A 24,517-nucleotide genomic window follows, 5' to 3' on the forward strand; every position below is an offset into this window, starting at 1 on the left:
CGGAAGTTGTTTCGGAAATGTTCCGAGGGGTCAGGACGCCGCGGGCGGCTTCACCGTCGTGGTCTTGTTCTTGATGAAGGGAATCCGTAGCAGCCCGCGCTTGCCCCGGTTGGTCGGCTCGACCTGCGGTCGCAGACCCTTGTCGGTCATGAGCTGGTAGGCTTGTCCGTACCAGTAATCGCCGGGATAGTTATAGCCGAGCACGGCGGCGTTCTTGTTCGCCTCGTCGAGCAGGCCAATCGTCAGATAGGCTTCGACCAGCCGGTAGAGCGCTTCAGGCGCATGGCTCGTCGTCTGGAATCGATCGACGACAGTGCGGAAGCGGCCGATGGCGGCGAGGGTGTCGGACTGGCGCAGGTACCAGCGGCCAATGGTCATTTCCTTGCCCGCCAGCTGGTCATTGACCATGTCCAGCTTCAGCCGCGCGTCGAGGGCGTATTCAGTGTTGGGATAGCGCTGAATCACATCGCGCAGATTGGCCATCGCCTGGCCGGTGGAGGCCTGGTCACGGCCCACATCGACGATCTGCTCGAAGTAGCACACGGCCTTCAGATAGTGCGCATAGGCCGCCGTCGGGTTGCCCGGATAGAGCGAGATGAACCGGTCAGCGTCGGCGATCGCCTCGGGGTAGTCGTTGGACTCGTAGTGGGCGAAGGCCTGCATCAGGATCGAGCGGCGCGACCATTCCGAATAGGGGTGCTGGCGTTCCACTTCCTGGAAATAGTTGACCGCCTGGGCCCATTGCCGGCGGTCCATCCGGTCTGCGCCGGCGGCGTAGAGCAGCTCCACCGGGCGCTCTTCATAGACCAGGGTCGGCTTCTTCTTGCCGGCGCAGGCGCCGAGCGTCAGGGCCATCGCGGAGACCGCGCAGAGCATCAGAACCGAGGCACGACCAGGTGTGGAACTGGGACCGAAATTGCGCAGGAACAACCTTCACCTCAAGTCTTACGCGCCCCCGCGCGAGACTCCGCTTCTACACCACCGACTGTGGCGCGCAAACGGCGACACCGCCGGATCCGTGAGCCAATCAGACGGCGACCGCGAGGTCCTGAACGAAGGTCCGCAGGCGCCAGGCGTCTGGCCGGGCCAAGAGCGCGCGCACCAGGGCGTTATTCAGGCCGTGTCCCGCCCGCACGCCCTCGAAGCGGCCGATCATCGGGAAGCCCAGGACGTAGAGGTCGCCAATGGCGTCAAGCGCCTTGTGGCGCACGAACTCGTCAGGCCGACGAAGGCCCTCGGGATTGAGAATGGCGTCGCCGTCGATCACCACAGCGTTGTCTAAACCGCCACCGCGCGCCAGGCCCAGGGCGCGCAGGGCCTCGACTTCATGCAGGAAGCCGAAGGTTCGGCAATCGGCCAGCTCGTCGCGGAACGCCCGCTCGTCCATCGCCAAATCGACGCGTTGGCGGCCGATGGCCGCCGTCGGGAAGTCGATCTCGAAGGCGACCTCGAAGCCGGCGGCGGTCGACAGCGAAGCGCGCTTGTCACCGTCGACGACTTCGACCGTCTGAAGGATTTCAATGAAGCGGCGCGGCGCGGCCTGAGCACGCTTTCCGGCGGCGTCGAGAACAGCGACGAAAGCCGCCGAGGAGCCGTCCATGATCGGCATTTCCGGCCCGTCGACCTCGACGATGGCGTTGTCGATCCCCAGCATGACGAGCGCGGCCATCAGGTGCTCGATCGTGGCGAGCGTCACCCCGGCCTGCCCCTCGATCACTGTGCCGAGTTGCGTACGGCACACCGCTTCGCCGCTGACAGCGATCTGGTTAGGGCGGTCAGTGATATCAGAGCGCACAAACACCACCCCGGTGTCGGCCGCCGCCGGGCGCACCGTCACCCGGGCCTGCGCGCCCGTATGGACGCCAACGCCGGCGAAACTCGCGGCGGACCTGACCGTGTGCTGGAAGACCTGCATTGCGCGCTCAACCTCCGCCACGTCGAAATCCCGCGCGACGCCTCAGCGCCGCTCAACCGAAGAGCGCCCCACCTCCTGATAGCTGCGCCGCAGAGACACGACAAAGCACATGCTGTTTCGCAATGTTTCGAACGCTAGGTATTGTTTTATAACGCCTTTGTCTCACCCAAAAGAAACGCCCTCCCGCAGGGCGGAAGGGCGTCTCGATGACCTCGCCCCCGCGAGGTCGCACAGTCTCGAAGACTAGTTGGCCAGCCGGCGCAGGAACGACGGGATTTCCAGGTCCTCGGTGATCTCGGCCTGGGTTTCCGGTTGGACCAGCTGCGCGGCCTGCGGACCGCCGCGCTGAGCGGTCGCAAGCGGCGCGGGCTGAGCCGGAGGCGGCGTCGGCGCCGCGCGGGCCGCCGGCGGCGCGTCGTAGCGCGGACGGCCGCCGAACAGGCTGAGGAAGCCCGAACGCTGACGGCGCTGGTCGTAGGCTGGCTCGGCGAAGAGCGGCTGATCGCCCGCCTCTTCGACGGCGGGGTCAACGATGCGAGCCAGTTCCGGCTCCGGCGCGGCGGCGAGAGGCGCCGCTTCAGGCGCGGAGAAGAAGTCAGCCTGCTCTTCCTGATAGGCGTGCGGCGCAGAAGCGGCGACCGCCCCGGCGACCGGCTCAAATGAGCGGGTCTCGGCGCGGAGCGGCGGCGCTGTCAGCGGCCGGCGTTCAATCTTGGGTTCGATGGCGGCGATCGAGGCCCCGTCCATGCCCGTGGCGACCACCGACACGCGGATCTTGCCTTCCAGCGTCGGATCGAAAGCCGCGCCGAAGATAATGTTAGCCTCGGCGTCGACTTGGTCGGAGATGGCGTTGGCCGCCTCGTCGACTTCCAGCAGGGTCATGTCCGGACCGCCGGTGACATTGATCAGAACCGCCTTGGCGCCCTTCAGCGAAACCTCGTCCAGCAGCGGATTGGCGATCGCGTTCTGCGCGGCGAGAAGCGCGCGGTCTTCGCCTGTGCCCTCGCCTGTGCCCATCATCGCCTTGCCCATCTCGGTCATGACCGTGCGGACGTCTGCGAAGTCGAGGTTGATCAGACCCGGCAGCACCATCAGGTCGGTGATCGAGCGGACACCCGAGTGCAGCACCTGGTCCGCCATGCCGAAGGCTTCTGCGAACGTGGTCTTCTCGTTGGCGATGCGGAACAGGTTCTGGTTGGGGATGACGATAAGGGTATCGACATACCGCTGCATCTCGCCGATGCCGGCGTCGGCCAGGCGCATCCGGTGACGGCCTTCAAAGTGGAAGGGCTTGGTGACGACGCCTACCGTCAGAATGCCGCGTTCGCGCGCGCACTTGGCGATGATCGGGGCTGCGCCCGTCCCAGTGCCGCCGCCCATCCCGGCGGTGATGAAGACCATGTGGGCGCCGTCGAGGTGCTCGCCGATCTCCGGGATCGACTCCTCGGCCGCGCTCATGCCGACTTCCGGGTGAGCGCCGGCGCCGAGACCTTGCGTCACCTCCACGCCAAGTTGGATGCGGCGGTCCGTCTTGGAGAACGCCAGTTGCTGGGCGTCGGTGTTGGCGACGACGAACTCGACGCCTTCGAGGCCGGCCTCGATCATATTATTGACCGCGTTGCCGCCTGCTCCGCCGACGCCGAACACGACGATCCGGGGTTTCAGTTCCGTAGCGCGCGGCGCTGTAAGTGAAATCGCCATGGGACCCCTGCGTCCTCCGTCAAACCTGCCGGGCGCCTTCCAAACAACCTGGTGGCGACCCCATCGACGGGATGACCGATTAAGAGGCTGTTACCGTTAAGCGCGAGTTAACCGCATACGCTGAGTCGTTGAGTCGGGGAGAGGTCGCAGGGGACAAAAAGCCCCTCCCCGCCAAGCGTTTGTGGAAAACTCTACAGCCCAGCTTTCAGAGCCCGAGGGCGGTCTTCACGGCGCGCCAGTCGACCAGCTTGAAATTCTGCCGCTGCGGTCCGCCATCCTCGTCGTCCTGCATCACCACCAGGCCTTCGGGGAAGGCGCCGACCGGTCCGCCCAGGGCCGCAACCCCATCGGTGCCGGTCACCCCGTCGAACCCACCCGTTGTCACGGGGCTGAATCGGCCGCGGTACGCGGGTTCAGCCCCATCGACCTTGTAGACCGCAAACGCGCTGTCGCCCTGGCTGGAGACGATCAGCCATGCGCCCGTCGCGTCCTCCAGCAGCGCGAGGCCTTCGACGTCCGGCTTGAGGGCCGCAGAAGGCGCCGCCGCGACGATCATCCCCGGCGTCGCGGTCGCGCCCATGTCGAAACGCCAGACGCCCTTGGCCTCTTCGCCGAGGTAGAGCCGGCCGCGGGCGTCGTCGACGACGCAGCCTTCCGGCTGACTGGGCACGCTGAAACGACGCTCCTCGGTCACCACCGGCTGTCCATCCGCGCCGGCCGCGACGCTGATCTGGCGGATCTGTCCGTCGGTCCCGTTGACGATGACCACAAAGGTCTCCCCACGCCTACCGACGCATAGGCCGTAGGGCTCGGCGAGATCCAGCTTGGCCAAGCCCCAGGGCTCGAGCTTGAGGGTCGCCGGATCAAGGAGCAGCAACACGGCGCCCATCTTCTCCCGGTCAGACGCCGCGACCAGCACCTTCACGCCAGACGGGGTTGGGAAGCCGCCGCGCAGGTCGACGTTGTTAGGCAGGCCGCCCGGCACATACTGGGTCTGCCGACCCGCCAGATCATAGACGTAGAGCCCAGCCTTCTTGTCGGTGCCGATGATCACGCCGCGGGTCGTATCGGCCGGATCAGCCCAGATTGCTGGATCGTCGGCGGCGTCGAGCAGGCCCGTGCCGACCGGCGGGGTCTCCGCGGCGATGGCGACCGGCGTTCCCGCCCCCACCGTCATGCCCCGGGAATCCGACATCAGTTCAGGATCAGCTGTCACACAACCGCAAAGAATAGTGGCGGTCGCGCCAAGTGAAATAAAAGTGTCGCAAAACCTACGAATAAACATCACTGGCCCCGATCCGTATAGAACTCTTATGCCCAGCCCGAATACGGGGGCTCCGTGGCGTACGTCAACCGCCCCTGTTGTGGATAGACTGGGGGACAACCTATGAAGAAGGCCGCCTTGCTCGCCTGTGTTGCGTTGATGCCGTTCATGGCCGCCGCGCCGGCCATGGCAGATGATGACGCGCGCGACGTCGAAGAACTGATCGTCACCGGTGAGATCAAGTTCCGGAACCGCGAAGAGAGCGCGGCGCCGGTGCTGTCCTACGACCTTGACTACTTCCAGCGCTTCGAGCCGCTGACCGCCGGCGACGCCCTGAAGCGCGTGCCGTCCGTCACCTTCCTGTCCGACGTCCTTGAAAGCGACGGGGCCCGGATGCGCGGCCTCGATCCGGGCTACACCCAGATCCTGATCAACGGCGAACGGGTGCCTGGCGCCGGCGCCGACCGCTCGTTCTTCGTCGACCGCATACCCGCCGAGTTGATCGAGCGCGTCGAGATCGTCCGCGCGCCTTCGGCCAACCGGTCGGGCGACGCCGTGGCCGGGGCCATCAACATCGTTCTGCGTGACGCCTTGGCCATCGAGGGCGGCTACCTTCGGGCCGGCGGCATCCTGCTCAGCGACGACAAGGTCAAGCCGACCGTCGCCGGCGTCTGGGGCGGCCAGCTGGGTGCGGGCCGGCTACTGGTCGGCGCCTCGGTCCAGGGCCGCCGCAACCCCAAGTCCAAGACCAGCTGGCGCTATGACGAGCCGGGCGCGGACATCGACGACATCGAGATCCAGGACGACGTGCGCAACGGCACGGACTACTCCGCCAATGCGTCCTACGTGACGCCGCTGGGCGACGCCGCCGAACTGCGCCTCTCTGGTGTCTTCGTGCGCACCGACCGCACCCAGTTCGAGACCTCGACCGAATATGACGAAGGCGTGCTGGAGCCCGGCCGGATCAAGACGACAAACGTCAATCCGCTCGACATCCTGACCGACAACTACAGCCTCGACGGCCGGATCAAGGCCCAGATGCTGGGCGGCGAGACGACCTTCAAGCTTTCCTATGCGGCGATCAACGACCGCCAGGACGAGTACGAGGATGAGACGACCTACGACGACGACAAGAAGCCCTATCCCGAGGATGACGTCTTCGAAAGCACCAAGGCGCGCACGCGCCTGAAGGACCAGGAATGGGCCGGCGCCCTGCAGCACAAGCTGAACCTCAGCGACCGCGGCTTCGACGGCGCGACCCTGGAGTTCGGCGTGCAGGCCGTCGACAAGACCCGCAACAACGATGTCTCCGAGACCGAGACCGAGGTCGAGATCGACGATGCGCCCAAGCCCAGGCCGCAGATTCCCGGCGCCTATGATCCCTTCGAAGCGGTCCCCGGGGGTCTGAACCGCATCAAGGAACGCCGCATCGACCCCTACGTCATGCTCTCGGGCGCCCAGGGCCCGATCAAGTGGGAAGCCGGCCTGCGCTACGAGACCACCAAGGTCACGGTCACCGACGAGACCGCCGATGACGACGATCTGCGGGAGACCCGGACCAGCTACCAGTTCCTGCTGCCCTCGGTGAACGTGAAGATCGCGCTCTCCGAAGCCGACCGGATCACCGCCTCGGTCGCCCGCACCGTACGCCGGCCGAACTTCAACTTCCTGTCGCCGGCGCTGCTGGAGGGCGAATATGGCGACAACGACTTCCTGGGCGATCCGAGCCTGAAGCCGGAAAGCGCCTGGGGCGGCGACGTCGGCTTCGAGCACCGCATCGGCCGCCGCGGCGTCGCTGGCGTCAACGTCTTCTACCGTCGCGTCTCGAACCTCATCGAACTGGTCAACACCGGCGCCTACTCCGACGAGGCGCAGGGCAATTACGACGACGCGATCGAGGACGGCGACAGCCCGCAAGACGCCGCCGGCGAGTTGACGTCGTTCGTGCTCACCGCCGCCAACGTCGGCAAGGCCGAGGTCTATGGCGTCGAATTCGACCTCTCGACGCCGCTGACCTTCGTGGGCCTGCCGGACACCGGCGTGTTCTTCAACTACTCGATCCTCGACTCCAAGGTCTCCGACGCCTTTGGCGGCCGCCGCTTCAACGACCAGGCCAAGTACGTCCTGAACGTTGGCTTCATCCAGGACGTGCGGCCCTGGAACGCCGCCTTCGGCGCGACCTTCCGCAAGCAGGGCGCATCCTTCGGCCGGATCGTCGGCGAGGAGGTCACCACCACCTACGGCGCCGACCTGGAGGTCTTCCTCGAGAAGCGCTTCGGGGACAGCATGGTGGTCCGTCTCATCGGCTCTAACCTGCTCGACAGCGCCAAGCGCGAAACTTTCAATAAGTTCAACACCATCGAAGACCAGATGGACCGCAGCTTCGACGAGTATGAGCTCGAACGGGAAACCGCGGGTCCCGTCTTCCAGCTGGTGGTGCGCAAAACCTTCTAGCCGGTGCGGACGGCCGACGACTAGGCGACCGCGCGCGCCAACTTGTCGGCCAGTTCGCGACGCTTGAAGGGCTTGTGGATGATGTGGTCCTCCGGCGTCTCCGCCAGGGCCTCTACATGCACATAGCCGGTGGCGAAGAGGATCGGCAGGCCCGGCCGCCGGCGCGCCAGTTCCCGGGCCAGATCGCCGCCGTTCATGCCGGGCATGGCGTAGTCGAGGATCACCGCCTCGATGTCGCTGCGCGCCTCGAAGGTCTCCAGCGCCGCGCGGCCGCTCTCGGCGTCCAGGGCGATGTAGCCCAGGTCATTGAGGATTCCGGTGGTCACTTCACGCACCGCGTCGTCATCGTCGACCACGAGGATCACCACGTCGGCGCGGGGCGCGGCCGGCGGTTCGGCGTCTGCGACCCCGCGCTCGATCGGCGCGCTCTGCGCCCGCGGCAGATAGACGTGAATCGCGGTGCCGCGGCCGAGGGCGGTGTCTATCGTCACGCCGCCGCCGGATTGCTGGGCGACGCCGAACACCTGGCTGAGGCCAAGGCCCGAGCCCTTGCCTACATCCTTGGTGGTGAAAAAGGGTTCGAAGGCGCGGGCCAGGACGTCGGGCGTCATACCTGAGCCATCGTCGGAGACCGAGACCATCACATGCTCGCCGGCAGGGGGCTGCCCAGGCAGGAGCGGCTCGCCCATCAGCACATTGGCCGTGGCGATGCGCAGGGTCCCGCCGACCTCCATGGCGTCACGGGCGTTGATCGCCAGGTTCAGGATGACGAGTTCGATTTGCGTCGGGTCGATCATCGCCGGCCAAAGGCCCGCCTGCAGGTCCGGTTCGAGGATGCGGACGCTGCCGCCCATGGTCGAATGCAGCAGATCGCCCATGCTGCGCACCGTTACGTTCAGGTCCACGGGCCGCGGTTCGAGCTTCTGGCGTCGGGAAAAGGCGAGCATCTGCGCGGTCAGAGAAGCGCCGCGCCTTGACGCTTCCGCCATCATGTCGAGACGCCGCGCCACCGCGGGCTCGTCCAACCGCTTCTGCAGCTGCTCGATGTTGCCGGTGATCACGGTCAGCAGGTTGTTGAAATCGTGGGCCACGCCGGAGGTCAGCTGGCCCACGGCCTCCAGCCGCTGCGCCTGACGAAGCGCGGTTTCGACCCGCTCACGCTCGGCGATCTGCGCCGCCAGCTGGCGGTTCGCCGATTCCAGCTCGGCCGTCCGCTCGACGACCCGGCGTTCCAGCAGCGCCTCGGCCCGACGGATCTCCTCGATCCGCTCGCGCGCCTCGTACTGCCGCCCCCTGCCGCGCAGGGCGGTGCGGACCGAACTGACCAGGGTGGTCGGATGGAACGGCCGCTCCAGGAAACTAACATTACCCAGGGTCGCCGCGAGGCGCTGGGCGAAGGGATTGCGCTCCACGCTGCCGCCGCGCTGAGTCAGGATCAGGAACGGAAAATCCGACCACGACGCCTGGTCGGCGATCCATTTGGAAACTGGACTGAGATCGGCTGACCGCAGGACGTCGTCGACGATGATCGCCACGCCGGCCCCGGCGTCCAGATGCGCCAGCAGATCGGCCAGCCCGCGGCAGACGATCGGCGCGACCCCGGCCTCGGCGAGGATGGCCGCCGCGATCGCGGAGTCGCGCCCGGTCGGGGCCAGGATCAGGGCGCGTTCCGAGAGCGAGCCGCCGCCGCTCAAGCGGAAGGCTCGCCGAGGAGCCCGCTGCCGCGGCCGACAAAGTTCGGCACGCCGCGCAGCACGCCTTGGAACTGCACAAGCGGCTCGCCCAGGGTCAGTCCGCTGTCGCCGATGTTGAACTCGCGGATGGTCTTCTCGTGCTCGCCGGACCGCTTCTTGATCACGGAGACCGCCCGGCGAACATTGCCGAGGGCCTCGAAGTAACGCAGCAGGATGACGGTGTCGGCGAGGTAGGTGACATCGATGGGCGCCTTCATTTCGCCGACCAGACCGTGCTGGGCGACGGTCAGGAAGGTCGAGGCGCCCTGCCGGTTCAGGTACTGCAGCAGTTCGTGGATGTGCAGGACGAGGAACTGCTCCTGCGGCATGGCCGCCTGGTAGCCGTTGAGGCTGTCGATCATCACCGTCTGGATCTTCTGTTCCCCGACGCAGGCGCGCACGCGGCTGGCGAACTCGCCCGGTGAAAGTTCGGCCGCGTCGATCTGCTCGATGATGAGGTCGCCGCCCGCCTGCATCGCCCGCAGATCGAAACCCAGGCCCAACATCCGGTCGTAGAGCAGCCCCAGTTCCTCGTCGAAGATGAACAGCGCGGCCTTTTCGCCGCGACGCACGGCGGCTACCGCAAAGGCGATGGCGAACAGCGATTTACCCGTGCCCGCCGGGCCGAGGATCAGGGCGCTGGAGCCGCGCTCGATGCCGCCGCCCAGCAAGGCGTCAAGCTCGGTCACCCCGCTGGAGACCGGCGTGCGGAGGAAGCTCGAACGGTGCTCTGACGCGACGATGCGCGGATAGACCTCCAGCCCGCCGGTCTTGATCGTGAAGTCGTGATAGCCGCCGCGGAACCGGCGCCCACGATATTTGATCACCCGCACGCGCCGGCGCTCGGCGCCATATTCCGGGGCCAGCTCCTGAAGCTCAATCACCCCGTGGGCGACGCTGTGGACCGTCTTGTCGTTCACGTCCGTGGTCTGGTCGTCGAGCAGGATGACGGTGGCGCCATGCTTGGCGAAGTAGTGCTTCAGGGCCAGGACCTGGCGCCGGTAGCGCAACGAACTCTGCGCCAGCAGCCGGATTTCCGAGAGGCTGTCGATGACCACCCGGCGCGGTCGCTTCGCCTCGACGGACTCGAAGATCAGCCGCGTGGTTTCGCCGAGTTCGAGGTCTGAGGAATAGAGCAGACTCTGTTGTTGCTGCTCGTCGAGCAGACTCTCGGGCGGCACGAGTTCGAAGATGTCGACGCCGTCCAGGGACCACCCATGGGAACGCGCCGTCGCGCGCAGTTCATCCTCGGTCTCCGACAGGGTGACATAGAGCGCCGGTTCGCCAAGACGCGCCCCTTCCAGCAGGAAACTCATGGCCGCCGTGGTCTTGCCTGTGCCTGGAGCGCCTTCCAGCAGATAGACCCGATCGCGCTCCAATCCTCCGGCCAGGATATCGTCCAGGCCTTCGATGCCGAATCCGGCCTGCTGAGTGGTCGCTTGTCCCTGGTCGGCCATGGTCATCCACGCGTTTTGAGCTGGGCCATAAACGCCAACCGCAGGCTTTGGTTACATGCGACCCGCACCGCCGACAGGTCAGGCATAGGTCACAACGAACTCTGGAACCCGACCCGGGATCGATTCTGCGCTTGTGCGATGGCTCAGCTTGACGACCATGGCGCCAGCCTCGCTGCGGAGTCCTGTCCGATGACCCTCTACCTCCTTGCCCTCGCCATGGGCGTCATCGCGGGACTGCGCGCGATGACGGCGCCGGCCGCCGTCAGTTGGGCCGCCTACCTGGGCGTCCTCCCCCTGGCGGGGACGCCGCTGAGCTTTCTGGGGGCGCTGCCGAGCGTCATCATCTTCAGTCTCCTGGCCGTCGCCGAACTCGTCAGCGACCAGTCGCCGAAGACACCGAGTCGGAAGGTCCCGCCGCAGTTCATCACCCGGATCGTTACGGGCGCGCTCAGCGGCGCGGCCTTCGGCGTGGTCGCCGGATCGCTCGCCTTCGGCCTCGCCGCCGGAGTGGTGGGCGCGGTGATCGGCACGCTGGGCGGCGCAGAGATCCGCGGACGCCTGACGCGGGCCTTTGGCCGCGACCTGCCCGCCGGTCTCCTGGAGGACGTCGTCGCCGTCGGCGGCGCAGCGCTGATCATCCTGCTGGCCCGATGAGCGCGGCTTCCGAAGTCTTCGACGCGATCATCGTCGGCGCGGGTCAGGCCGGCCCGCCCCTCGCTCAGCGTCTGTGCGCCGCCGGAATGCGCGTTGCGCTGATCGAGCGCGGCCGGTTCGGCGGCACCTGCGTCAACACCGGCTGCATGCCCACCAAGGCGCTGATCGCCTCGGCCCACGCCGCCCACATCGCCCGCCGCGCGGCCGACTTCGGCGTGCGCCTGTCCGGCGAGGTCGGCGTCGACCTGGCCGCGGTGATGGCCCGCAAAGACGCTATCGTGGCGCGCGCCGCGAGTGGCGTGGAGCAATCGCTGCGCGCGCTTGAAGGCTGCACGGTGTTGACCGGCCAGGCTAGCTTCGAGGGCCCGAAGACTTTGCGCGTCGGCGATGCGACGCTAAGCGCCGAGCAGATCTTCCTGAATGTTGGCGGCCGCGCCCTCGTGCCCGACATGCCGGGCGTGAGCGACGTTCCCGTGCTCAACAACAGCAGCATCATGGCCCTGGCCGAAACGCCCCGGCATCTGGTGGTGGTCGGCGGCAGCTACGTCGGACTGGAATTCGCCCAGATGTTCCGGCGCTTCGGCGCCGAGGTCACGGTCGTGGAAAAGGGCCCGCGGGTCATCGGCCGGGAGGACGAGGAGATCTCGGCCGCCGTCCAGGCCGCACTCGAAGCCGACGGCGTCGTCTTCCGCACCCATGCCGAGTGCATCCGGTTTGCGCCCCATGCCGATGGCGTGGCGGTCGGCGTCGATTGCCGCGAGGGCGCGCCCGAGGTGGTCGGCAGCCACGTCCTGCTGGCCGTGGGCCGCCGGCCGAACACCGACGACCTGAACCTGGAAGCGGCGGGAATCGCCGTGGACGGCCGCGGCTACATCCAGGTCAACGACCGGCTGGAGGCCAGCGCGGCCGGGATCTGGGCGCTCGGCGACTGCAACGGCCGCGGCGCCTTCACCCACACCGCCTACAACGACTTCGAGATCGTCGCGGCCAATCTCCTGGACGGGGCCGACCGCAAGGTCACCGACCGGATCGAGACCTACGCCCTGTTCACCGACCCGCCCCTGGGCCGCGTCGGCCTGAGCGAGGCCCAGGCCCGCGCGGCCGGCTGCGCCGTCTCCGTGGCGACGCGGCCCATGACGCGGGTCGGCCGGGCCATCGAAAAGGGCGAGACCCAGGGCCTCATGAAACTCGTCGCCGACCAGACCACCGGAACGATCCTGGGCGCGGCGATCCTCGGCGTCGGCGGCGACGAGGCGATCCACGCTATCGTCGACCTGATGGCCGCTGGCGCGACGGCGGAGCGGCTGGCCCAGACGGTGCACATCCATCCAACGGTCGCGGAACTCTTGCCGACCCTGGCCGGCGGACTGCGGTCCGCGGACTGATATTTCGTCGCGGCCACGCTTGCGGAACCGGACAGGCCCATCGCTCGCTCTCCCCTCGTTCAGGGTTGGAGGCGAGCATGCAGATTGCGGATGAAGTTCAGGATCGGGTGAGCGAGAGCCTGAACGCAGGCCACCGGAGCGCCAGCCATGTGGCGCTGGGCGTGGCGGTCTGCGTGGCGCTGATCGGCGTGACCGCGGGCCTGTCCATCGCCCGGCCACAGCCCGTCGCGCCCGGCGCGAAGCCGGATCGGCATCCGCTGATGCGGGCGGTCTGGCCGTCGCTATTCTCGGTCGCGACCCTGGCGGCCTTGCGGGTTTGGAACGCCCCTTCCGGACCTGCGCGCACCCGGGCCCTGGCCTGGTGGGGGGCGCTGCAGGCGTCCAACATGGCGGTGACCGTGTGGCGGCCGCGCGACCGCAACGCCCAGGTGGTCGCCGCGGTGGCGACAGCCGCCCTGACGACCGTCTATGCCCGGGCGGCGTCCTATGTCGATCCAAAGGCGGCGGCGCTGAGCGCGCCGACGGGCTTCACCGGCTTGGCGGCCCTGGCGGCGACGCCGCCGCACTAGTCGGACTCAGAGGTTCTCGCGCAGCCAGGCGGCGGCCTTGGCGACCGGGTTGGCGCGCGGGTCGAGCGGTTCGCGGCGCAGCTTGGCCGAGGCCAGGGCCTTGGCGGAGACCGCCTCGCGTGGGCCGAAGGCCGCGCGGTGCAAGACGCCGGCGGCGGCGGTGAAGGCCGGGCCGGAGGCGGCGTCAGCCAAGTGCGGCACCCGGCGCGGACGGCCCAGGCGCACCGGACGGTCAAACACCCGCACCGCCACTTCACGCACACCGGCCAATTGGCTCGCGCCGCCGGTCAGGACCAGGCCCGCGCCGGCTTCGACAGGGGCGCCCGACGCCCTTAGGCGATCCCGCAGCAACTCCAGGGTTTCTTCCACGCGAGGGGCGATGATGCCCTTCAGCAGCGAACGCGGCGCAACCACCGGGCCCGCGCCAGGATCGTCGCCGCGCGGCGGCGCCTCGATCATCTCGCGGTCCTCGTTGGCCGAGGCGATGGCCGAGCCGTGCAACGTCTTGATACGCTCAGCGCCGGCGATGGAGGTGGAAAGCCCGCGGGCGATATCCTGCGTCACGTGGCCGCCACCGACCGGGACGGTCTCGACGTGGACGAGGGACCCGCCGGTGAACACCGCCGCCGACGTCGAGCCGCCGCCCATGTCGATGCAGATGGCGCCCAAGTCCATCTCGTCTTCTTCCAGCGCGGCGAGCGCCGAGACGAAGGGCGCGGCGACAACGCCTTCGAACTGCAGGTGGGCGCGCTCGACGCAGGCGCCGAGGGTCTGGAACACAGCCTCGGAGACCGACACGACCAGAAGCTCGACGCCCAGGGTGCGGCCGAACATGGCGCGCGGATCCTTGACCCCGTTCTGGCCGTCCACCGACCAGGAGATCGGCAGGATGTGGGCGGCGCGGCGACCGGCGAGCTTGAAGGGGCCGAGCGCCTGCTGAATGGCCCTGACCAGGTCGTTGTCGTTGATCGGCCGCGCGCCGATGGAGACGCGGCCGGCGATACGGTGGCTGGCCAACTGGCCGCCGGCGGTGGCGACGGTGACGCCCTGCACGCGGACGCCGGCGACGTTCTCGGCGCGCTCCACGGCTTGAGCGATCGCGGACGACGCCTCGTCCAGGTTGACAATGGCCCCGCCGCGCACGCCGCGCGACTGCACATAACCCACCCCGGCGGTGGTCAAGGTCCGGTCGCCCTTACGGACGCCCTCAGGCTTCATGATGAAGCAGGTGACCTTGGACGCGCCCAGGTCGACGGCGGCGACGACCTGCTGGCGCACCAGCGCCGATTTCAGCGCATCACGGCTGTCGCGCTTGTCAGCGGCGAGCTGGCGGTCGCTGAGCCTGTCTTCCGGGCGAATCTGCATCTGCAGCATGTTACGTGCTTTGCCCCAAAAATTCTCAGGTCCCGGCCGTTTTCGGCTCGGGTGGAAGCTCGGCGCCCTTGGGGCGCACAGCGGTCACATCCGGGTTGCGCAGGTCGACGCGATCGAAGCCCACCGCCATCAGGTGCGTGCGGCGGTCGAGCGCCTCCAGGCGCATCAGGGCGTCCTCTTCGCCGACCGCCGGGAGCTGGATCAGCGCGCCGTCCTTCAGGCGCAGATCCCAGCGGCGGTCGTCGACGCGGACGAAGGCCTCCAGGCGTTGCATGAGCTGCGGGCGCTGGGCGATCAGGGGCAGGATCTGCGGCGCATTGGCCGCCCCGCCCTCGCCAACCACCAGCGGCAGTTGCGGGAAAAGCGCGGCGTTCGCCTCGGGGATCACCCGGCCCTTCTCGTCGATCACCATAATGCGGCCGCCCCTTTGCCAGACGGCGAGCTGCTTCCGCTCGGTCACCGAGAGGACCAGGGTGTCGGGCAGGAGACGCACGACCTTGGCGTCCTCGACCCAGCCGACCTTCTCGACGTCAGCGCGCACCTGGTCGAGGTTGAGGCCCAGGATCGGCTGGTTGCGCTTGACGCCGGTCGCCTCGACGATGTCCGGCGTGGCCATGGCCGACGCGCCTTCGACGTGGACAGTCGTCAGACGAAAGCCTGCCTCGCCCATCTTGGCGTCGGCGCCCATGGCGATCGTACCGATAATGCGCTGGCCCCGTCCGCCCGTCGCCAGCACCGCGACCATGGCCAGCGCCAGCACGCCGGCCGCGGCGGCGAGGATCAATTTGGGAGAGGCGTGCGAAGGCGCGTGGCCCGCGCGTGAGGCTTTGCCGCTAGGAGGCGCTTTTGCTTGAGGTTTCGCCATCCTTGGCGATCCCCCGCGGCCCCCGGGCATAGGCATCCTCCGTTATCCAAAGCACCAGCTGATCGAAGCCCATCCCCTGGAGGGCCGCCTGCTCTGGAACGAGGGAGGTCGGCGTCATGCCCGGTTGGGTGTTGACCTCCAGAAGGACCAGATTGTCGTTAACGTCGTCATAACGCAGGTCGGATCGTGTGGCGCCGCGACACCCTAGCGCAGCGTGCGCCAGCTCCGACAGGCGCAGCGCCTCAGCGAAGACGTGAGGCGGCAGCTTGGCGGGCAGGACATGCTGGGAGCCGCCCTCTCCGTACTTGGCCTCATAGTCGTAGAAGCCGCTGGCCGGAAAGATCTCGGTGACGGTCATGGCCTTGCCGTCCATCACGCCGACGGCCAGCTCCTTGCCGGCGATGTAGGGCTCGACCAGCACCTCCTCGCCCATGCTCCACCCCGGCGCGGCGATCTCCTGCGGCGGGCGGTTCGCGCCCTCCATGACGATGAACACGCCGACCGATGAACCCTCGGCGTTCGGCTTGACCACATAGGGGGGCGCCATGACGTGGTCGCGGGCGACCTCGTGGCGGTTGAAGAGGCCGCCGCCAGGTACGCGCACGCCGGCCGCGGCCAGCACCGCCTTGGCCTTGGTCTTGTCCATGGCCAAGGCCGAGGCGAGAACGCCGGAGTGGGTGTAGCGCACGCCCAGCGTCTCCAGCACGCCCTGGACGACGCCGTCCTCGCCCCACTCGCCGTGCAGGGCGTTGAAACAGAGGTCCGGTTTGATGGCGGTCAGCTGCTGGGCGAGATCGCGGCCGGCGTCGATGCGGCTGACTTGCGCGCCCAGGCGCTCCAGGGCCTCGGCGCAGGCGCGGCCGGACACCAGGCTGACCTCGCGCTCGGCGGACAGCCCGCCCATCAACACCGCCACATGTCGGCCAGCTAGGGGCTGGGAAACTTCGGTCACAAGAATTCCTGTCTCATCATTGGCCGGTGCTGACCGGCCTGTCATTGGACTTGAAGACGATGTCGCCGCCCGCCGCGACATAGAGGAAGGCCGCCCAGACCGCCACGTTCTGGGCCAGGTCGCCGGGATCGACCTTGTCGAGGGTGTCGTCGTCGGAGTGGTGCAGGTCGAAGTAGCGGTTCATGTCCTGGCTGAAGTCGACGAAGGGCGCACCCAGCTCGATCAGCGGTTGCACGTCGGCGCCGCCGAATTGCGGCGGCGCGCGGTCGACCATCACCCGCAACGGCTGCACGGCGGCGGCGAAGGCGCGGATATGCGGATGATCCAGCACCAGGGCCGGTACGGCGACGCGCCAGATGCGGCCGGCGCCGGAATCGCTCTCGCCGACGACGATCATCTTTGAACGCGCCTCGATGGCGTGCTGCTTGGCATAGGCTCCGCCCGATCCGCCCTGCTCCTCCGACCCCCACATCACGACCCGGATGGTTCGCCGCAGCGGGCCCTGGCTGGCGGCGACCTTCGCCGCGGCGGTGGTGATGGCGACGCCGGCGGCGTCGTCCACCGCGCCGTCGCCGACGTCCCAGCTGTCGAGGTGTCCGCCGATGACGATCACCTCGTCGGGCGCCCCGATCCCGGGGATGTCGCCCGAAACATTCCAGCCGGGGACGTCGGTCCGATAGGTCGAGGTCATGCGCAGACGCACCGTCACCGGTTTGCCGCGTGCGGCCATGCGTTCGAGCAATTCAGCGTCGGCGGGCGCCAGTGCGGCGGCCGGGATCTCGCCCGGCGACGCCGCGCCCGTGTGCGGCAGGCGAGTGTCGTCGGTGGACAGTGAGCGCACCAGGTAGCCGACGGCGCCGCGGCGGGCCGCCTCGAAGGGACCGCGCGTGCGCTGGGCGTTCAAGGCGCCGTAGCCCGACCCGTCTTGCGTGCGCGGCATCCGCTGGGTGACCACGGCGATCTTGCCCTTCAAGGAGCCGAGCGGCGCGTCCAGCAGGCCCTGATAGGAGGGGAAGACGATGATCTCGGCGCTCAGTCCGTCCTTCGGCGTCGAGGTTGAACGGCCCAGGCCCAGGATAGCGAGCTTCTGCGGAAAAGGCCCGATGATCTCCGCGCGCTCCTCGCCGCGGGTCCAAACCGCGGTGTTGAAGGTCTCGACGGTGACGTTCTTGAACCCGAGCGCCGTCAGCTTGGCGACCGCCCAATCGCGCGCGCGCGTCATCGCCGGCGAACCGACCGGCCGCGCGCCGACCTCGGTTGTCAGGCTCTCGACCACGCCCCAGGCGGTCTGGTCGGAGAGCGCGGCGTTGCGCACGGCGCCCAGCTTCGCCGCGTTGATCTCGGCGGCCCGGCTCGGCGCCGCCATGGACACGGCCAGCAAGGCCGCCGCCAGGATCTTAAGCCACAGGCTTGCCAATGCGCTTGATCTCCCATTCCAGCTGGACGCCGAACTGCGCCGTCACCTCGGCGCGGACAGTCTCGCCAAGGCCCTCGAGGTCGGCGGCGGTGGCTGATCCGGTGTTGATCAGGAAGTTCGAATGCAACGGCGAGAACATCGCCCCGCCGAAGGGCTTGCCCCGCCAGCCGGCCCCGTCCACCAGTTTCCAGGCCGAATGACCCTCAGGGTTCTTGAACGTCGAACCGCCGGTCTTTTCGCGGATCGGCTGGCTCTGCTCGCGCCGCTCCGTGATGGCGCTCATCCGCGCCTCAATGGCGGCCGGATCGTCCGGTTGGCCCTCGAACAGGCCGCCCAGGAAGATCAGCGGTTCGGCCGCGGCGCGGCCCGACTTGCGATAGCTGTACTCCATCTCGGCGTTGCTGAGCGTGATCCGCTCGCCCGCCCGCGTCAGGGCATAGGCTTCGACAAGGACATCCTTGGTCTCCGAGCCATAGCAGCCGGCGTTCATCACCAGGGCCCCGCCGATGGCGCCCGGCACGCCGCGGTAGAACTCAAGGCCGGCGATTCCAGCCCTCGCCGCCTCGCGGGCGAGAGTCGCGTCCAGCGTCGCCGCGCCCGCCGCGATCCGGTTCTCCCCCGCCGGCGTCACGTCGCCGAAGGCGCGGCCCAGGCGGATCACCACGCCGTCCACGCCGCCGTCGCGCACCAGGGTGTTGGAGCCGACGCCCAGCAGAGTGACGGGGATCGCCGGATCCAGCGCCCTCAGGAAGCCGGCGAGATCGGCCTCGTCCTTCGGCAGGAACAGAGCTTCAGCTGGCCCGCCGACCTGGAACCAGGTGAAAGGGCCCAGGGGCTCATGGCGCAGAATTTGGCCGCGGACCTCGGGCAGGATCATGCGCCGAGCGCTTCAAGCTCGCCCGGCAGGGCGTAGGCCCAGGTCGTGATATCGCCAGCGCCCATCAGCACGACCAAGTCGCCCGCCTTGGCTTCGGCCGCGACGATCCCCGCCAGCTTGTCCGGCCCGTCCAGGGTCAGAACCCGGCGGTGGCCGAAGCGGCGGACGCCATCGGCCAGGGCGTCGCGGCTGACGCCCTCGAGCGGCGTCTCCCCCGCGGCGTAGACGTCGGCGATGATCACCACGTCGGCGTCGCTGAAACAGGCGCTGAATTCGTCGAACAGGTCGCGCAGGCGCGAATACCGATGCGGCTGGACCACGGCGATCACCCGACCCTCGCTGACCCCGCGCGCGGCGCTGAGCACCGAGGCGATCTCGACAGGGTGGTGGCCATAGTCGTCGACGACCCGGACGCCGTTGGCGACACCGGTGGTGGTGAAGCGCCGGCGCACGCCGCCAAAGCCCGCCAGGCCGGCGCGGATCGCATCCGCATCAACCCCCAGCTCGCGCGCCACGGCGATGGCCGCCAGCGAGTTCATGACGTTGTGATGGCCGGCCATCGGCAGGTGCAGCCCGTCGATCCGGCTGGTCTCGCCGCCCAGGGGCGCGAGCACCACGTCGAAGTGCGCCCCGTCCGGGGCCATGGAGATGTTCTCGGCCCGAACCTCGGCCTGGGGGTTCACGCCGTAGGCGATCAGCCGGCGGTTCTCGACGCGGGCGGCCATGGCCTGGACTTCCAGGTGGTCGGTGCAGACCGCGGCGAAGCCGTAGAAGGGAATGTTCTCGACGAAATCGCGGAAGGCGCGCTTCACCGCGTCGAAATCGCCGTAGTGGTCCAGGTGCTCGGCGTCGATGTTGGTGACGATGGCCACCGTGGATTTCAGCTTCAGGAAGGTGCCGTCGCTTTCGTCGGCCTCGACGACGATCCACTCGCCCTCGCCCACCTTCGCGTTGGTGCCGTAGGCGTTGATGATCCCGCCGTTGACCACGGTCGGGTCCATGCCACCGGCGTCCAGCAGGGCCGCGACCAGCGAGGTCGTCGTCGTCTTGCCGTGGGTGCCGCCGACGGCCACCGAAAATTGCAGGCGCATGAGTTCGGCCAGCATCTCGGCGCGTCGCACCAGCGGCAGGCGTCGCTCGCGCCCAGCGACCATCTCGGCGTTGTCCGGCTTCACCGCCGTCGAATAGACGATGGCCGAGGCGCCTTCGACGTGAGCGGCGTCATGGCCGATGAAGATCTTCGCGCCCAGCTTCTCCAGCCGCTCGGTGTTGGCGCTGGCGCGCGCATCCGAGCCCTGCACCGTGTAGCCGATCCGCAGCATGATCTCGGCGATGCCGCTCATGCCGATGCCGCCGATGCCGATGAAATGCACGGGTCCGAGGTCGAAGGGCACAGGGCGTCGAGTCATCGCCTAGGGCTAGCGCAACCGGCCGGGGCGGTCATCCTTGCAGTCTTACCGATGGTAATATTCCCACCGGTTTCGCTTATCATCGGCTCGAAACGAGGAGCGCCACCCATGTCTGACGAACTGGTCTTCTACACCAACCCGATGTCGCGCGGCCGGATCGTGCGGTGGATGCTCGAGGAGATCGGACAGCCCTATCGCACCGAGATCCTGTCCTTCGCCGACCTATCCTCGGCGGAGTACCGGTCGATCAACCCCATGGGCAAGGTGCCGGCGATCACCCACGGCCATACGGTCGTCACCGAGACCGCCGCCATCTGCGCCTACCTGGCGGACGCCTTCCCCGAGGCCGACCTCGCCCCGGCGCTCAGCGATCCGGCCCGCGGCGCCTATTACCGCTGGCTGTTCTTTGGCGCGGGCTGCATCGAGCCGGCGGTGACCAACCGCTCGCTCGGCCTCGAGCCCCCGGCCGACAAGCGCGGCATGGTGGGCTACGGCTCGATGGATAGCGTCCTCGACACCCTGGAAGAGGCCGTCGCCGAAGGCCCTTACCTGCTCGGCGAACAGTTCACCGCGGCGGATGTCTACATCGGCTCGCAGATCGCCTTCGGGACCATGTTCGGCACGATCGAAAAGCGGCCGGCGTTCTTGGCTTACCTCCAGCGCGTCTCCATGCGCCCCGCCGCTGTCAGCGCCCGCGAAATCGACGACGAAATCATCGCCGAACAGAAAGCGGCGGGTTAGCGCCCCATCGCCGCCGTTCGCTCGACCACATCGGCCAGGCGCTCGGCGCCGTCGGGGATCGCCACGGCGCGGGCCGCGGCCGCCATCCGCGATAGCCGCTCAGGGTTGGTGAGCAGGGTCTCGAGCGCCAGCGCCAGGCTGTCGACCGTCAGTTGATGCTCACGGGCGATCTCGGCGCCGCCGGCCTCGGCCAGCAGGCGGGCGTTCTGGCCCTGGTCGTCGTCGATGGCGATGGCCAGCGGCACCAGGATCGACGGCTTGCCCGCCACGGCGAACTCGCAGACCGAGCCCGCGCCCGAGCGGCCGATCACCAGATGCGCCTCCGCCAGTCGGGCGGCGATGTCGCGGAAGAAAGGCGCGATCTCGGCGTCCACCAGGGCGTCGCGGTAGATCCGGCGGGCCAAAGGCAGGCTTTCGGCGCGCGTCTGCTGGACGACACGCAGACGTTGGCGCAGCGCTTCCGGGAGGGCGCGGATCGCCTCGGGCGGCAACTCGGACAGAAGCCGCGCGCCCTGGCTACCGCCGGTGATCAGGAGGCGGATCGGGCCGTCGGGCTCGGGCGGCGTGTAGGGAAGGTCGGCCAGGGCGCGAATGGCGGGTCGAACGGGATTGCCGACGACCTGGGCGCGTTCGCCGACCCCCTTGGGCGCCTTCTTCAACGTCGGGAAGGCGCAGGCCACCGTCTGGACGTGGCTAGCCAGGAAACGGTTGGCCCGACCCATGACCGCGTTCTGCTCGTGGATGACGGTGGGACGCTTGTCCATGATCGCCGCGACCAGCGCTGGGGCGGAGGGATAGCCGCCAAAGCCCACGACCACGTCCGGATTGACCTCGCGATAGGCCTTTCGCGCCTGCATCGCCCCGCGCAGCACGGCGAAGCCGGCGCGGGCCATGCCGATGGGGTCGCCGGGTCGATAGGTCGCCGCCGACAGGCCGATGCGGCGCTCAGCGGGGAAGTCTTGGGCCAGACCGGCGACCCGCTCGTCCGAAGCCAGCACGATGCGCCAACCGCGGGCGATCAGCGCCTCGGCCAGGGCCTGGGCGGGAAACAGGTGGCCGCCGGTGCCCCCGGCCGCCACGACGCAGACCTTGCTCATGTGTAGGCGCCGGCGCGGGCCAGGCCTTCCTGCGGGGTGTAGGCCCCCGGCCGCCGGCGGATCAGGCCAAGCGCCATGCCCAGCGTCAGGCCCATGGCCAACATCGAGGAGCCCCCATAGGAGATGAAGGGGAGCGTCATGCCCTTGGTCGGGATCATGTTCAGGTTCACCGCCACATTGATGATCGCCTGCTGGCCGACGAGGACGAACAGCCCGGCCGCAGCGACCTGCTCGAAGCTGTCGTTCAACTTCATGGCCCGATAGAGGCCGCGGACGACGACGAACGCGAAAAGCGTTATCAGCAGCAGCGAGAAGATCAGGCCGTACTCCTCGGCCCCCACCGAATAGATGAAGTCGGTGTGCAGGTCGGGCACGTGGCGTTTCATCACGCCCTCGCCCGGGCCGCGGCCGAACACGCCGCCGGCGGAGATCGCCTCGGCGGCGCGGTCCACCTGGTGGGTGTCGGCCTTGTCCGGCGACAGGAACCGGTCGACCCGGCTGGCGACATGGGGAAAGACGAAATAGGTGGAGATGAGCCCGCCGAACGCCGTCAGCCCCAGCATCAGGACCCATGAAATCGGCACCCCCGCCATCCAGAAGGCGGCGAAGAATGCGACCGTGATCAGCACGGTCTGGCCGACGTCGGGCTGGATCAGCAGCAGGCCGATCGACAGAAGATAGAGCAGGAAGGCGATGGAGACGCCGGGGACGCCCTCGCCCTTCTGGCCCTCGGCGAACATCCAGGCGACCAGGACGATCAGCGCCGGCTTCATGAACTCCGACGGTTGCAACGAGAAGCCGCCAAACTCGACCCAGCGCGTCGCGCCCTTGGCCGAATGGCCGAGGAAGGGCAGCAGAATCATGATCGCCACCGCCGCCAGCCAGATGAAGAAGGCCGCGCGGCGGATGGTTCGCACCTCCAGCATCGACATGCCGATGAGGATCACGGCCGCGCCGATGGAGAAGACGCTCTGGCGGACGGCGAAGTGGAAGGGATCACCGATGTTCATCCGCACGGCCGCCGCCGGGCTGGACGAGAAGGACATGGCCACGCCGATGACGATCAGGATCGCCACGACGCCCAGCATCCAACGGTCGACGGTCCACCACCAGACGCCGATCTGGGTCCGGTCGGAGCGGGCGAAGGCGTGGGCGGGGCTGGCTGTGCTCATCGGGCGGCGCTCCAGTTGGCGGCCATCATCAAGCTTCCGCTCGTGCCGCCGCCGCCGGCGCGCGGGGTCGTGGCTTCGCGGGGAACCAGGCTTCGCACCGCATCGCGGAACGCTTCCCCGCGGGCTTCGAAATCGGTGAACTGGTCAAAGGAGGCGCAGGCCGGCGATAGGAGAACGATCACCTCGCCGTCGCCCGGCGCCGCCTTGGCGTCTGCGAAGGCGCGGGCCACCGCGGTCGCCATGTCGCCAGAGAGGTCGACGGCCGCCTTGCCCTTCAGGGTGGCGCTGAACTCATCCTTCGCCTCGCCGATCAAATAGGCCTTGGCGACCCGGCCGAAAAGGTCGGTCAGGCTGTCGACGCCGCCGGCCTTCGGGACGCCGCCCGCGATCCAGAAGACGGAGGGATAGCTCGACAGCGCCTGGCGGGTCGCGTCCGCATTGGTCGCCTTGCTGTCGTTGACGAAGCGGACCCGGCCGATCTGGCCGACCGTCTCCATGCGGTGCGCCAGACCCGGGAAGGTCAACAGCGCCTGGGCGATCTCTTCCGGCGAGAGGCCGAGGCCTTTGGCGCCGGCGTAGGCGGCCGCGGCGTTCTGCCAGTTGTGCCGGCCAGGCAAGGACCGCGCCTGCTTCAGGTCGGCCATGGCTACGGCGCGCTCGCCGGTGGCGTCATAGAGCTGGCCGTCGAGGGCGTAGACCCCGCGGCCCATGGATTTCGACGCCGAAATCGGCACGATCGTCCGGCGGTTGGCGGCGGTGATCTCGGTGCAGATCTGCTGACCCCAGGCGTCGTCCACGCCGATCACCGCGGTGTCGCCCTTGCCCTGGTTCAGCAGGATGCGGCGCTTGGCGGCGACATAGCCATCCATGTCGCCGTGGCGGTCCAGGTGGTCCGGCGTGACGTTCAGGAAGATCGCCACGTCGGGCTTCAGGCTCGACGTCAGGTCCAGCTGGTAGGACGACAGCTCCAGCACATAGACCGCCCCGCCGTGCATGTCGTCGAGCGCCAGGACGCCCAGGCCGATGTTGCCGCCGACGCGGGTGTCGCGACCGGCCATGGCGCAGATGTGACCCACCAGCGCCGTCGTCGTCGACTTGCCGTTGGTGCCGGTGATGGCGACCACCTTAGGCCGCTTGTGCTCGGGCGCCGCGTTGACTGCACGGGCGAAAAGCTCGACGTCGCCGACGATCTCGACACCGGCGGCGCGCGCCTTCGCCACCGTCCAGTGCGGCTTCGGGTGCGTCAGCGGCACGCCTGGGCTCAGCATGATGGCGGCGAACTCGGACCAGTCGGCGGTCGTCAGGTCGGTGAGGGTGAAGCCCGCAGCCTCGGCAGCCTCGCGGGATGCGGCCTTGTCGTCCCACAGCGCCACCTCCGCCCCCCCGGCCTGCAGGGCGCGCGCGGCCGCAAGGCCGGTGCGGGCCAGGCCGAACACAGCGACCTTTCTGCCGGTGAAACCAGGGACGGGGATCATGGCGGT

The 24,517-nt window shown here is 68.4% G+C and carries 20 protein-coding genes; 5 read left to right on the forward strand and 15 right to left on the reverse strand.

What is annotated here, in order from left to right; translation table 11 throughout:
* Nucleotides 1–30: 30 nt before the first annotated feature.
* The 4 genes from BN1313_RS11270 to BN1313_RS11285 all read right to left on the reverse strand — a co-directional run bounded on the left by BN1313_RS11270 (nt 31) and on the right by BN1313_RS11285 (nt 4,811).
* The gene (locus tag BN1313_RS11270) at nt 31–876 is read right to left on the reverse strand and encodes an outer membrane protein assembly factor BamD (RefSeq protein WP_091742629.1); all 846 of its coding nucleotides are present in this window, start codon (nt 874–876) and stop codon (nt 31–33) included.
* Nucleotides 877–1,027: 151 nt separating this feature from the next.
* Nucleotides 1,028–1,915: a UDP-3-O-acyl-N-acetylglucosamine deacetylase gene (gene lpxC, locus BN1313_RS11275; RefSeq protein WP_091740498.1), complete on the reverse strand. Its 888-nt coding sequence runs from the start codon at nt 1,913–1,915 to the stop codon at nt 1,028–1,030.
* Nucleotides 1,916–2,158: 243 nt separating this feature from the next.
* Nucleotides 2,159–3,616, reverse strand: a complete 1,458-nt coding sequence (gene ftsZ, locus BN1313_RS11280; RefSeq protein WP_091740501.1) for a cell division protein FtsZ — start codon at nt 3,614–3,616, stop codon at nt 2,159–2,161.
* 205 nt (nt 3,617–3,821) lie between these two features.
* Entirely contained in the window at nt 3,822–4,811 is a 990-nt protein-coding gene (locus tag BN1313_RS11285; RefSeq protein ID WP_245620171.1) for a phytase, read from the reverse strand.
* A 192-nt stretch (nt 4,812–5,003) separates the two neighbouring features.
* On the opposite strand from BN1313_RS11285, the gene BN1313_RS11290 reads away from it, so the two are divergent.
* Entirely contained in the window at nt 5,004–7,334 is a 2,331-nt protein-coding gene (locus BN1313_RS11290; RefSeq protein WP_091740504.1) for a TonB-dependent receptor plug domain-containing protein, read from the forward strand.
* A gap of 20 nt (nt 7,335–7,354) precedes the next feature.
* Here BN1313_RS11290 and BN1313_RS11295 read toward each other — a convergent pair whose 3' ends face one another.
* Together BN1313_RS11295 and BN1313_RS11300 are read right to left on the reverse strand one after the other, a co-directional pair.
* The gene (locus tag BN1313_RS11295) at nt 7,355–9,028 is read right to left on the reverse strand and encodes a response regulator (protein ID WP_218054351.1); all 1,674 of its coding nucleotides are present in this window, start codon (nt 9,026–9,028) and stop codon (nt 7,355–7,357) included.
* Nucleotides 9,025–10,524 carry an ATPase domain-containing protein gene (locus BN1313_RS11300; protein WP_091742635.1) on the reverse strand — a complete coding sequence of 500 codons (1,500 nt, stop codon included), beginning with the start codon at nt 10,522–10,524 and terminating at the stop codon, nt 9,025–9,027. The genes BN1313_RS11295 and BN1313_RS11300 overlap by 4 nt, the downstream gene beginning before the upstream one ends.
* A gap of 189 nt (nt 10,525–10,713) precedes the next feature.
* Between BN1313_RS11300 and BN1313_RS11305 the strand changes: the two genes are divergently transcribed.
* The 3 genes from BN1313_RS11305 to BN1313_RS11315 all read left to right on the forward strand — a co-directional run bounded on the left by BN1313_RS11305 (nt 10,714) and on the right by BN1313_RS11315 (nt 13,132).
* Entirely contained in the window at nt 10,714–11,178 is a 465-nt protein-coding gene (locus BN1313_RS11305; protein ID WP_091742637.1) for a DUF4126 domain-containing protein, read from the forward strand.
* Nucleotides 11,175–12,563 (forward strand): FAD-containing oxidoreductase, encoded by a 1,389-nt coding sequence (locus tag BN1313_RS11310; RefSeq protein WP_091740507.1) that lies wholly within the window; start codon nt 11,175–11,177, stop codon nt 12,561–12,563. The genes BN1313_RS11305 and BN1313_RS11310 overlap by 4 nt, the downstream gene beginning before the upstream one ends.
* Nucleotides 12,564–12,640: 77 nt before the next feature.
* Nucleotides 12,641–13,132, forward strand: coding sequence for a TspO/MBR family protein (locus BN1313_RS11315; protein ID WP_091740510.1), 492 nt, complete (start codon nt 12,641–12,643; stop codon nt 13,130–13,132).
* 6 nt (nt 13,133–13,138) lie between these two features.
* On the opposite strand, the gene ftsA is transcribed toward BN1313_RS11315, so the two are convergent.
* The 6 genes from ftsA to murC are packed head-to-tail and all read right to left on the reverse strand — an operon-like array spanning nt 13,139 to nt 20,026.
* The gene (gene ftsA, locus BN1313_RS11320) at nt 13,139–14,497 is read right to left on the reverse strand and encodes a cell division protein FtsA (RefSeq protein ID WP_176696043.1); all 1,359 of its coding nucleotides are present in this window, start codon (nt 14,495–14,497) and stop codon (nt 13,139–13,141) included.
* A gap of 34 nt (nt 14,498–14,531) precedes the next feature.
* Nucleotides 14,532–15,290, reverse strand: a complete 759-nt coding sequence (locus tag BN1313_RS11325; protein WP_342666778.1) for a cell division protein FtsQ/DivIB — start codon at nt 15,288–15,290, stop codon at nt 14,532–14,534.
* 49 nt (nt 15,291–15,339) lie between these two features.
* Nucleotides 15,340–16,323 (reverse strand): D-alanine--D-alanine ligase, encoded by a 984-nt coding sequence (locus tag BN1313_RS11330; RefSeq protein ID WP_425415015.1) that lies wholly within the window; start codon nt 16,321–16,323, stop codon nt 15,340–15,342.
* A gap of 16 nt (nt 16,324–16,339) precedes the next feature.
* On the reverse strand, nt 16,340–17,740 hold the full coding sequence (locus tag BN1313_RS11335) for a M20/M25/M40 family metallo-hydrolase (protein ID WP_342666779.1): 1,401 nt from the start codon (nt 17,738–17,740) through the stop codon (nt 16,340–16,342).
* Nucleotides 17,721–18,617 carry a UDP-N-acetylmuramate dehydrogenase gene (murB, locus tag BN1313_RS11340; protein WP_091740520.1) on the reverse strand — a complete coding sequence of 299 codons (897 nt, stop codon included), beginning with the start codon at nt 18,615–18,617 and terminating at the stop codon, nt 17,721–17,723. The genes BN1313_RS11335 and murB overlap by 20 nt, the downstream gene beginning before the upstream one ends.
* Nucleotides 18,614–20,026: a UDP-N-acetylmuramate--L-alanine ligase gene (gene murC / locus BN1313_RS11345; RefSeq protein WP_091740523.1), complete on the reverse strand. Its 1,413-nt coding sequence runs from the start codon at nt 20,024–20,026 to the stop codon at nt 18,614–18,616. The genes murB and murC overlap by 4 nt, the downstream gene beginning before the upstream one ends.
* A 108-nt stretch (nt 20,027–20,134) precedes the next feature.
* On the opposite strand from murC, the gene BN1313_RS11350 reads away from it, so the two are divergent.
* The gene (locus BN1313_RS11350) at nt 20,135–20,767 is read left to right on the forward strand and encodes a glutathione S-transferase family protein (protein WP_091740526.1); all 633 of its coding nucleotides are present in this window, start codon (nt 20,135–20,137) and stop codon (nt 20,765–20,767) included.
* Here the strand turns inward: BN1313_RS11350 and murG are convergent.
* From murG to murD, 3 genes are read right to left on the reverse strand one after another with little or no spacing between them, the layout of a single operon-like run.
* The gene (gene murG / locus BN1313_RS11355) at nt 20,764–21,864 is read right to left on the reverse strand and encodes an undecaprenyldiphospho-muramoylpentapeptide beta-N-acetylglucosaminyltransferase (protein ID WP_091740529.1); all 1,101 of its coding nucleotides are present in this window, start codon (nt 21,862–21,864) and stop codon (nt 20,764–20,766) included. The two genes, BN1313_RS11350 and murG, sit on opposite strands and share 4 nt — an antisense overlap.
* Entirely contained in the window at nt 21,861–23,036 is a 1,176-nt protein-coding gene (gene ftsW / locus BN1313_RS11360) for a putative lipid II flippase FtsW (protein WP_091740532.1), read from the reverse strand. Before ftsW ends, murG begins: the two co-directional genes overlap by 4 nt.
* Complete coding sequence (gene murD / locus BN1313_RS11365) at nt 23,033–24,511, reverse strand: UDP-N-acetylmuramoyl-L-alanine--D-glutamate ligase (protein WP_091740535.1); 1,479 nt, start codon at nt 24,509–24,511, stop codon at nt 23,033–23,035. The genes ftsW and murD overlap by 4 nt, the downstream gene beginning before the upstream one ends.
* Nucleotides 24,512–24,517: the final 6 nt, after the last annotated feature.

The organism is Phenylobacterium immobile (ATCC 35973) (genome assembly GCF_001375595.1).
Classification (GTDB): Bacteria; Pseudomonadota; Alphaproteobacteria; order Caulobacterales; family Caulobacteraceae; genus Phenylobacterium; species Phenylobacterium immobile.

Bases quoted from the DNA above. Each gene is read 5' to 3' on its own strand.
- BN1313_RS11270 (WP_091742629.1), bottom strand. From the start codon at position 876: ATGCTCTGCGCGGTCTCCGCGATGGCCCTGACGCTCGGCGCCTGCGCC.
- lpxC (WP_091740498.1), bottom strand. From the start codon at position 1,915: ATGCAGGTCTTCCAGCACACGGTCAGGTCCGCCGCGAGTTTCGCCGGC.
- ftsZ (WP_091740501.1), bottom strand. From the start codon at position 3,616: ATGGCGATTTCACTTACAGCGCCGCGCGCTACGGAACTGAAACCCCGG.
- BN1313_RS11285 (WP_245620171.1), bottom strand. From the start codon at position 4,811: ATGTCGGATTCCCGGGGCATGACGGTGGGGGCGGGAACGCCGGTCGCC.
- BN1313_RS11290 (WP_091740504.1), top strand. From the start codon at position 5,004: ATGAAGAAGGCCGCCTTGCTCGCCTGTGTTGCGTTGATGCCGTTCATG.
- BN1313_RS11300 (WP_091742635.1), bottom strand. From the start codon at position 10,524: ATGGCCGACCAGGGACAAGCGACCACTCAGCAGGCCGGATTCGGCATC.
- BN1313_RS11305 (WP_091742637.1), top strand. From the start codon at position 10,714: ATGACCCTCTACCTCCTTGCCCTCGCCATGGGCGTCATCGCGGGACTG.
- BN1313_RS11310 (WP_091740507.1), top strand. From the start codon at position 11,175: ATGAGCGCGGCTTCCGAAGTCTTCGACGCGATCATCGTCGGCGCGGGT.
- BN1313_RS11315 (WP_091740510.1), top strand. From the start codon at position 12,641: ATGCAGATTGCGGATGAAGTTCAGGATCGGGTGAGCGAGAGCCTGAAC.
- ftsA (WP_176696043.1), bottom strand. From the start codon at position 14,497: ATGCAGATTCGCCCGGAAGACAGGCTCAGCGACCGCCAGCTCGCCGCT.
- murB (WP_091740520.1), bottom strand. From the start codon at position 18,617: ATGATCCTGCCCGAGGTCCGCGGCCAAATTCTGCGCCATGAGCCCCTG.
- murC (WP_091740523.1), bottom strand. From the start codon at position 20,026: ATGACTCGACGCCCTGTGCCCTTCGACCTCGGACCCGTGCATTTCATC.
- BN1313_RS11350 (WP_091740526.1), top strand. From the start codon at position 20,135: ATGTCTGACGAACTGGTCTTCTACACCAACCCGATGTCGCGCGGCCGG.
- murG (WP_091740529.1), bottom strand. From the start codon at position 21,864: ATGAGCAAGGTCTGCGTCGTGGCGGCCGGGGGCACCGGCGGCCACCTG.
- ftsW (WP_091740532.1), bottom strand. From the start codon at position 23,036: ATGAGCACAGCCAGCCCCGCCCACGCCTTCGCCCGCTCCGACCGGACC.
- murD (WP_091740535.1), bottom strand. From the start codon at position 24,511: ATGATCCCCGTCCCTGGTTTCACCGGCAGAAAGGTCGCTGTGTTCGGC.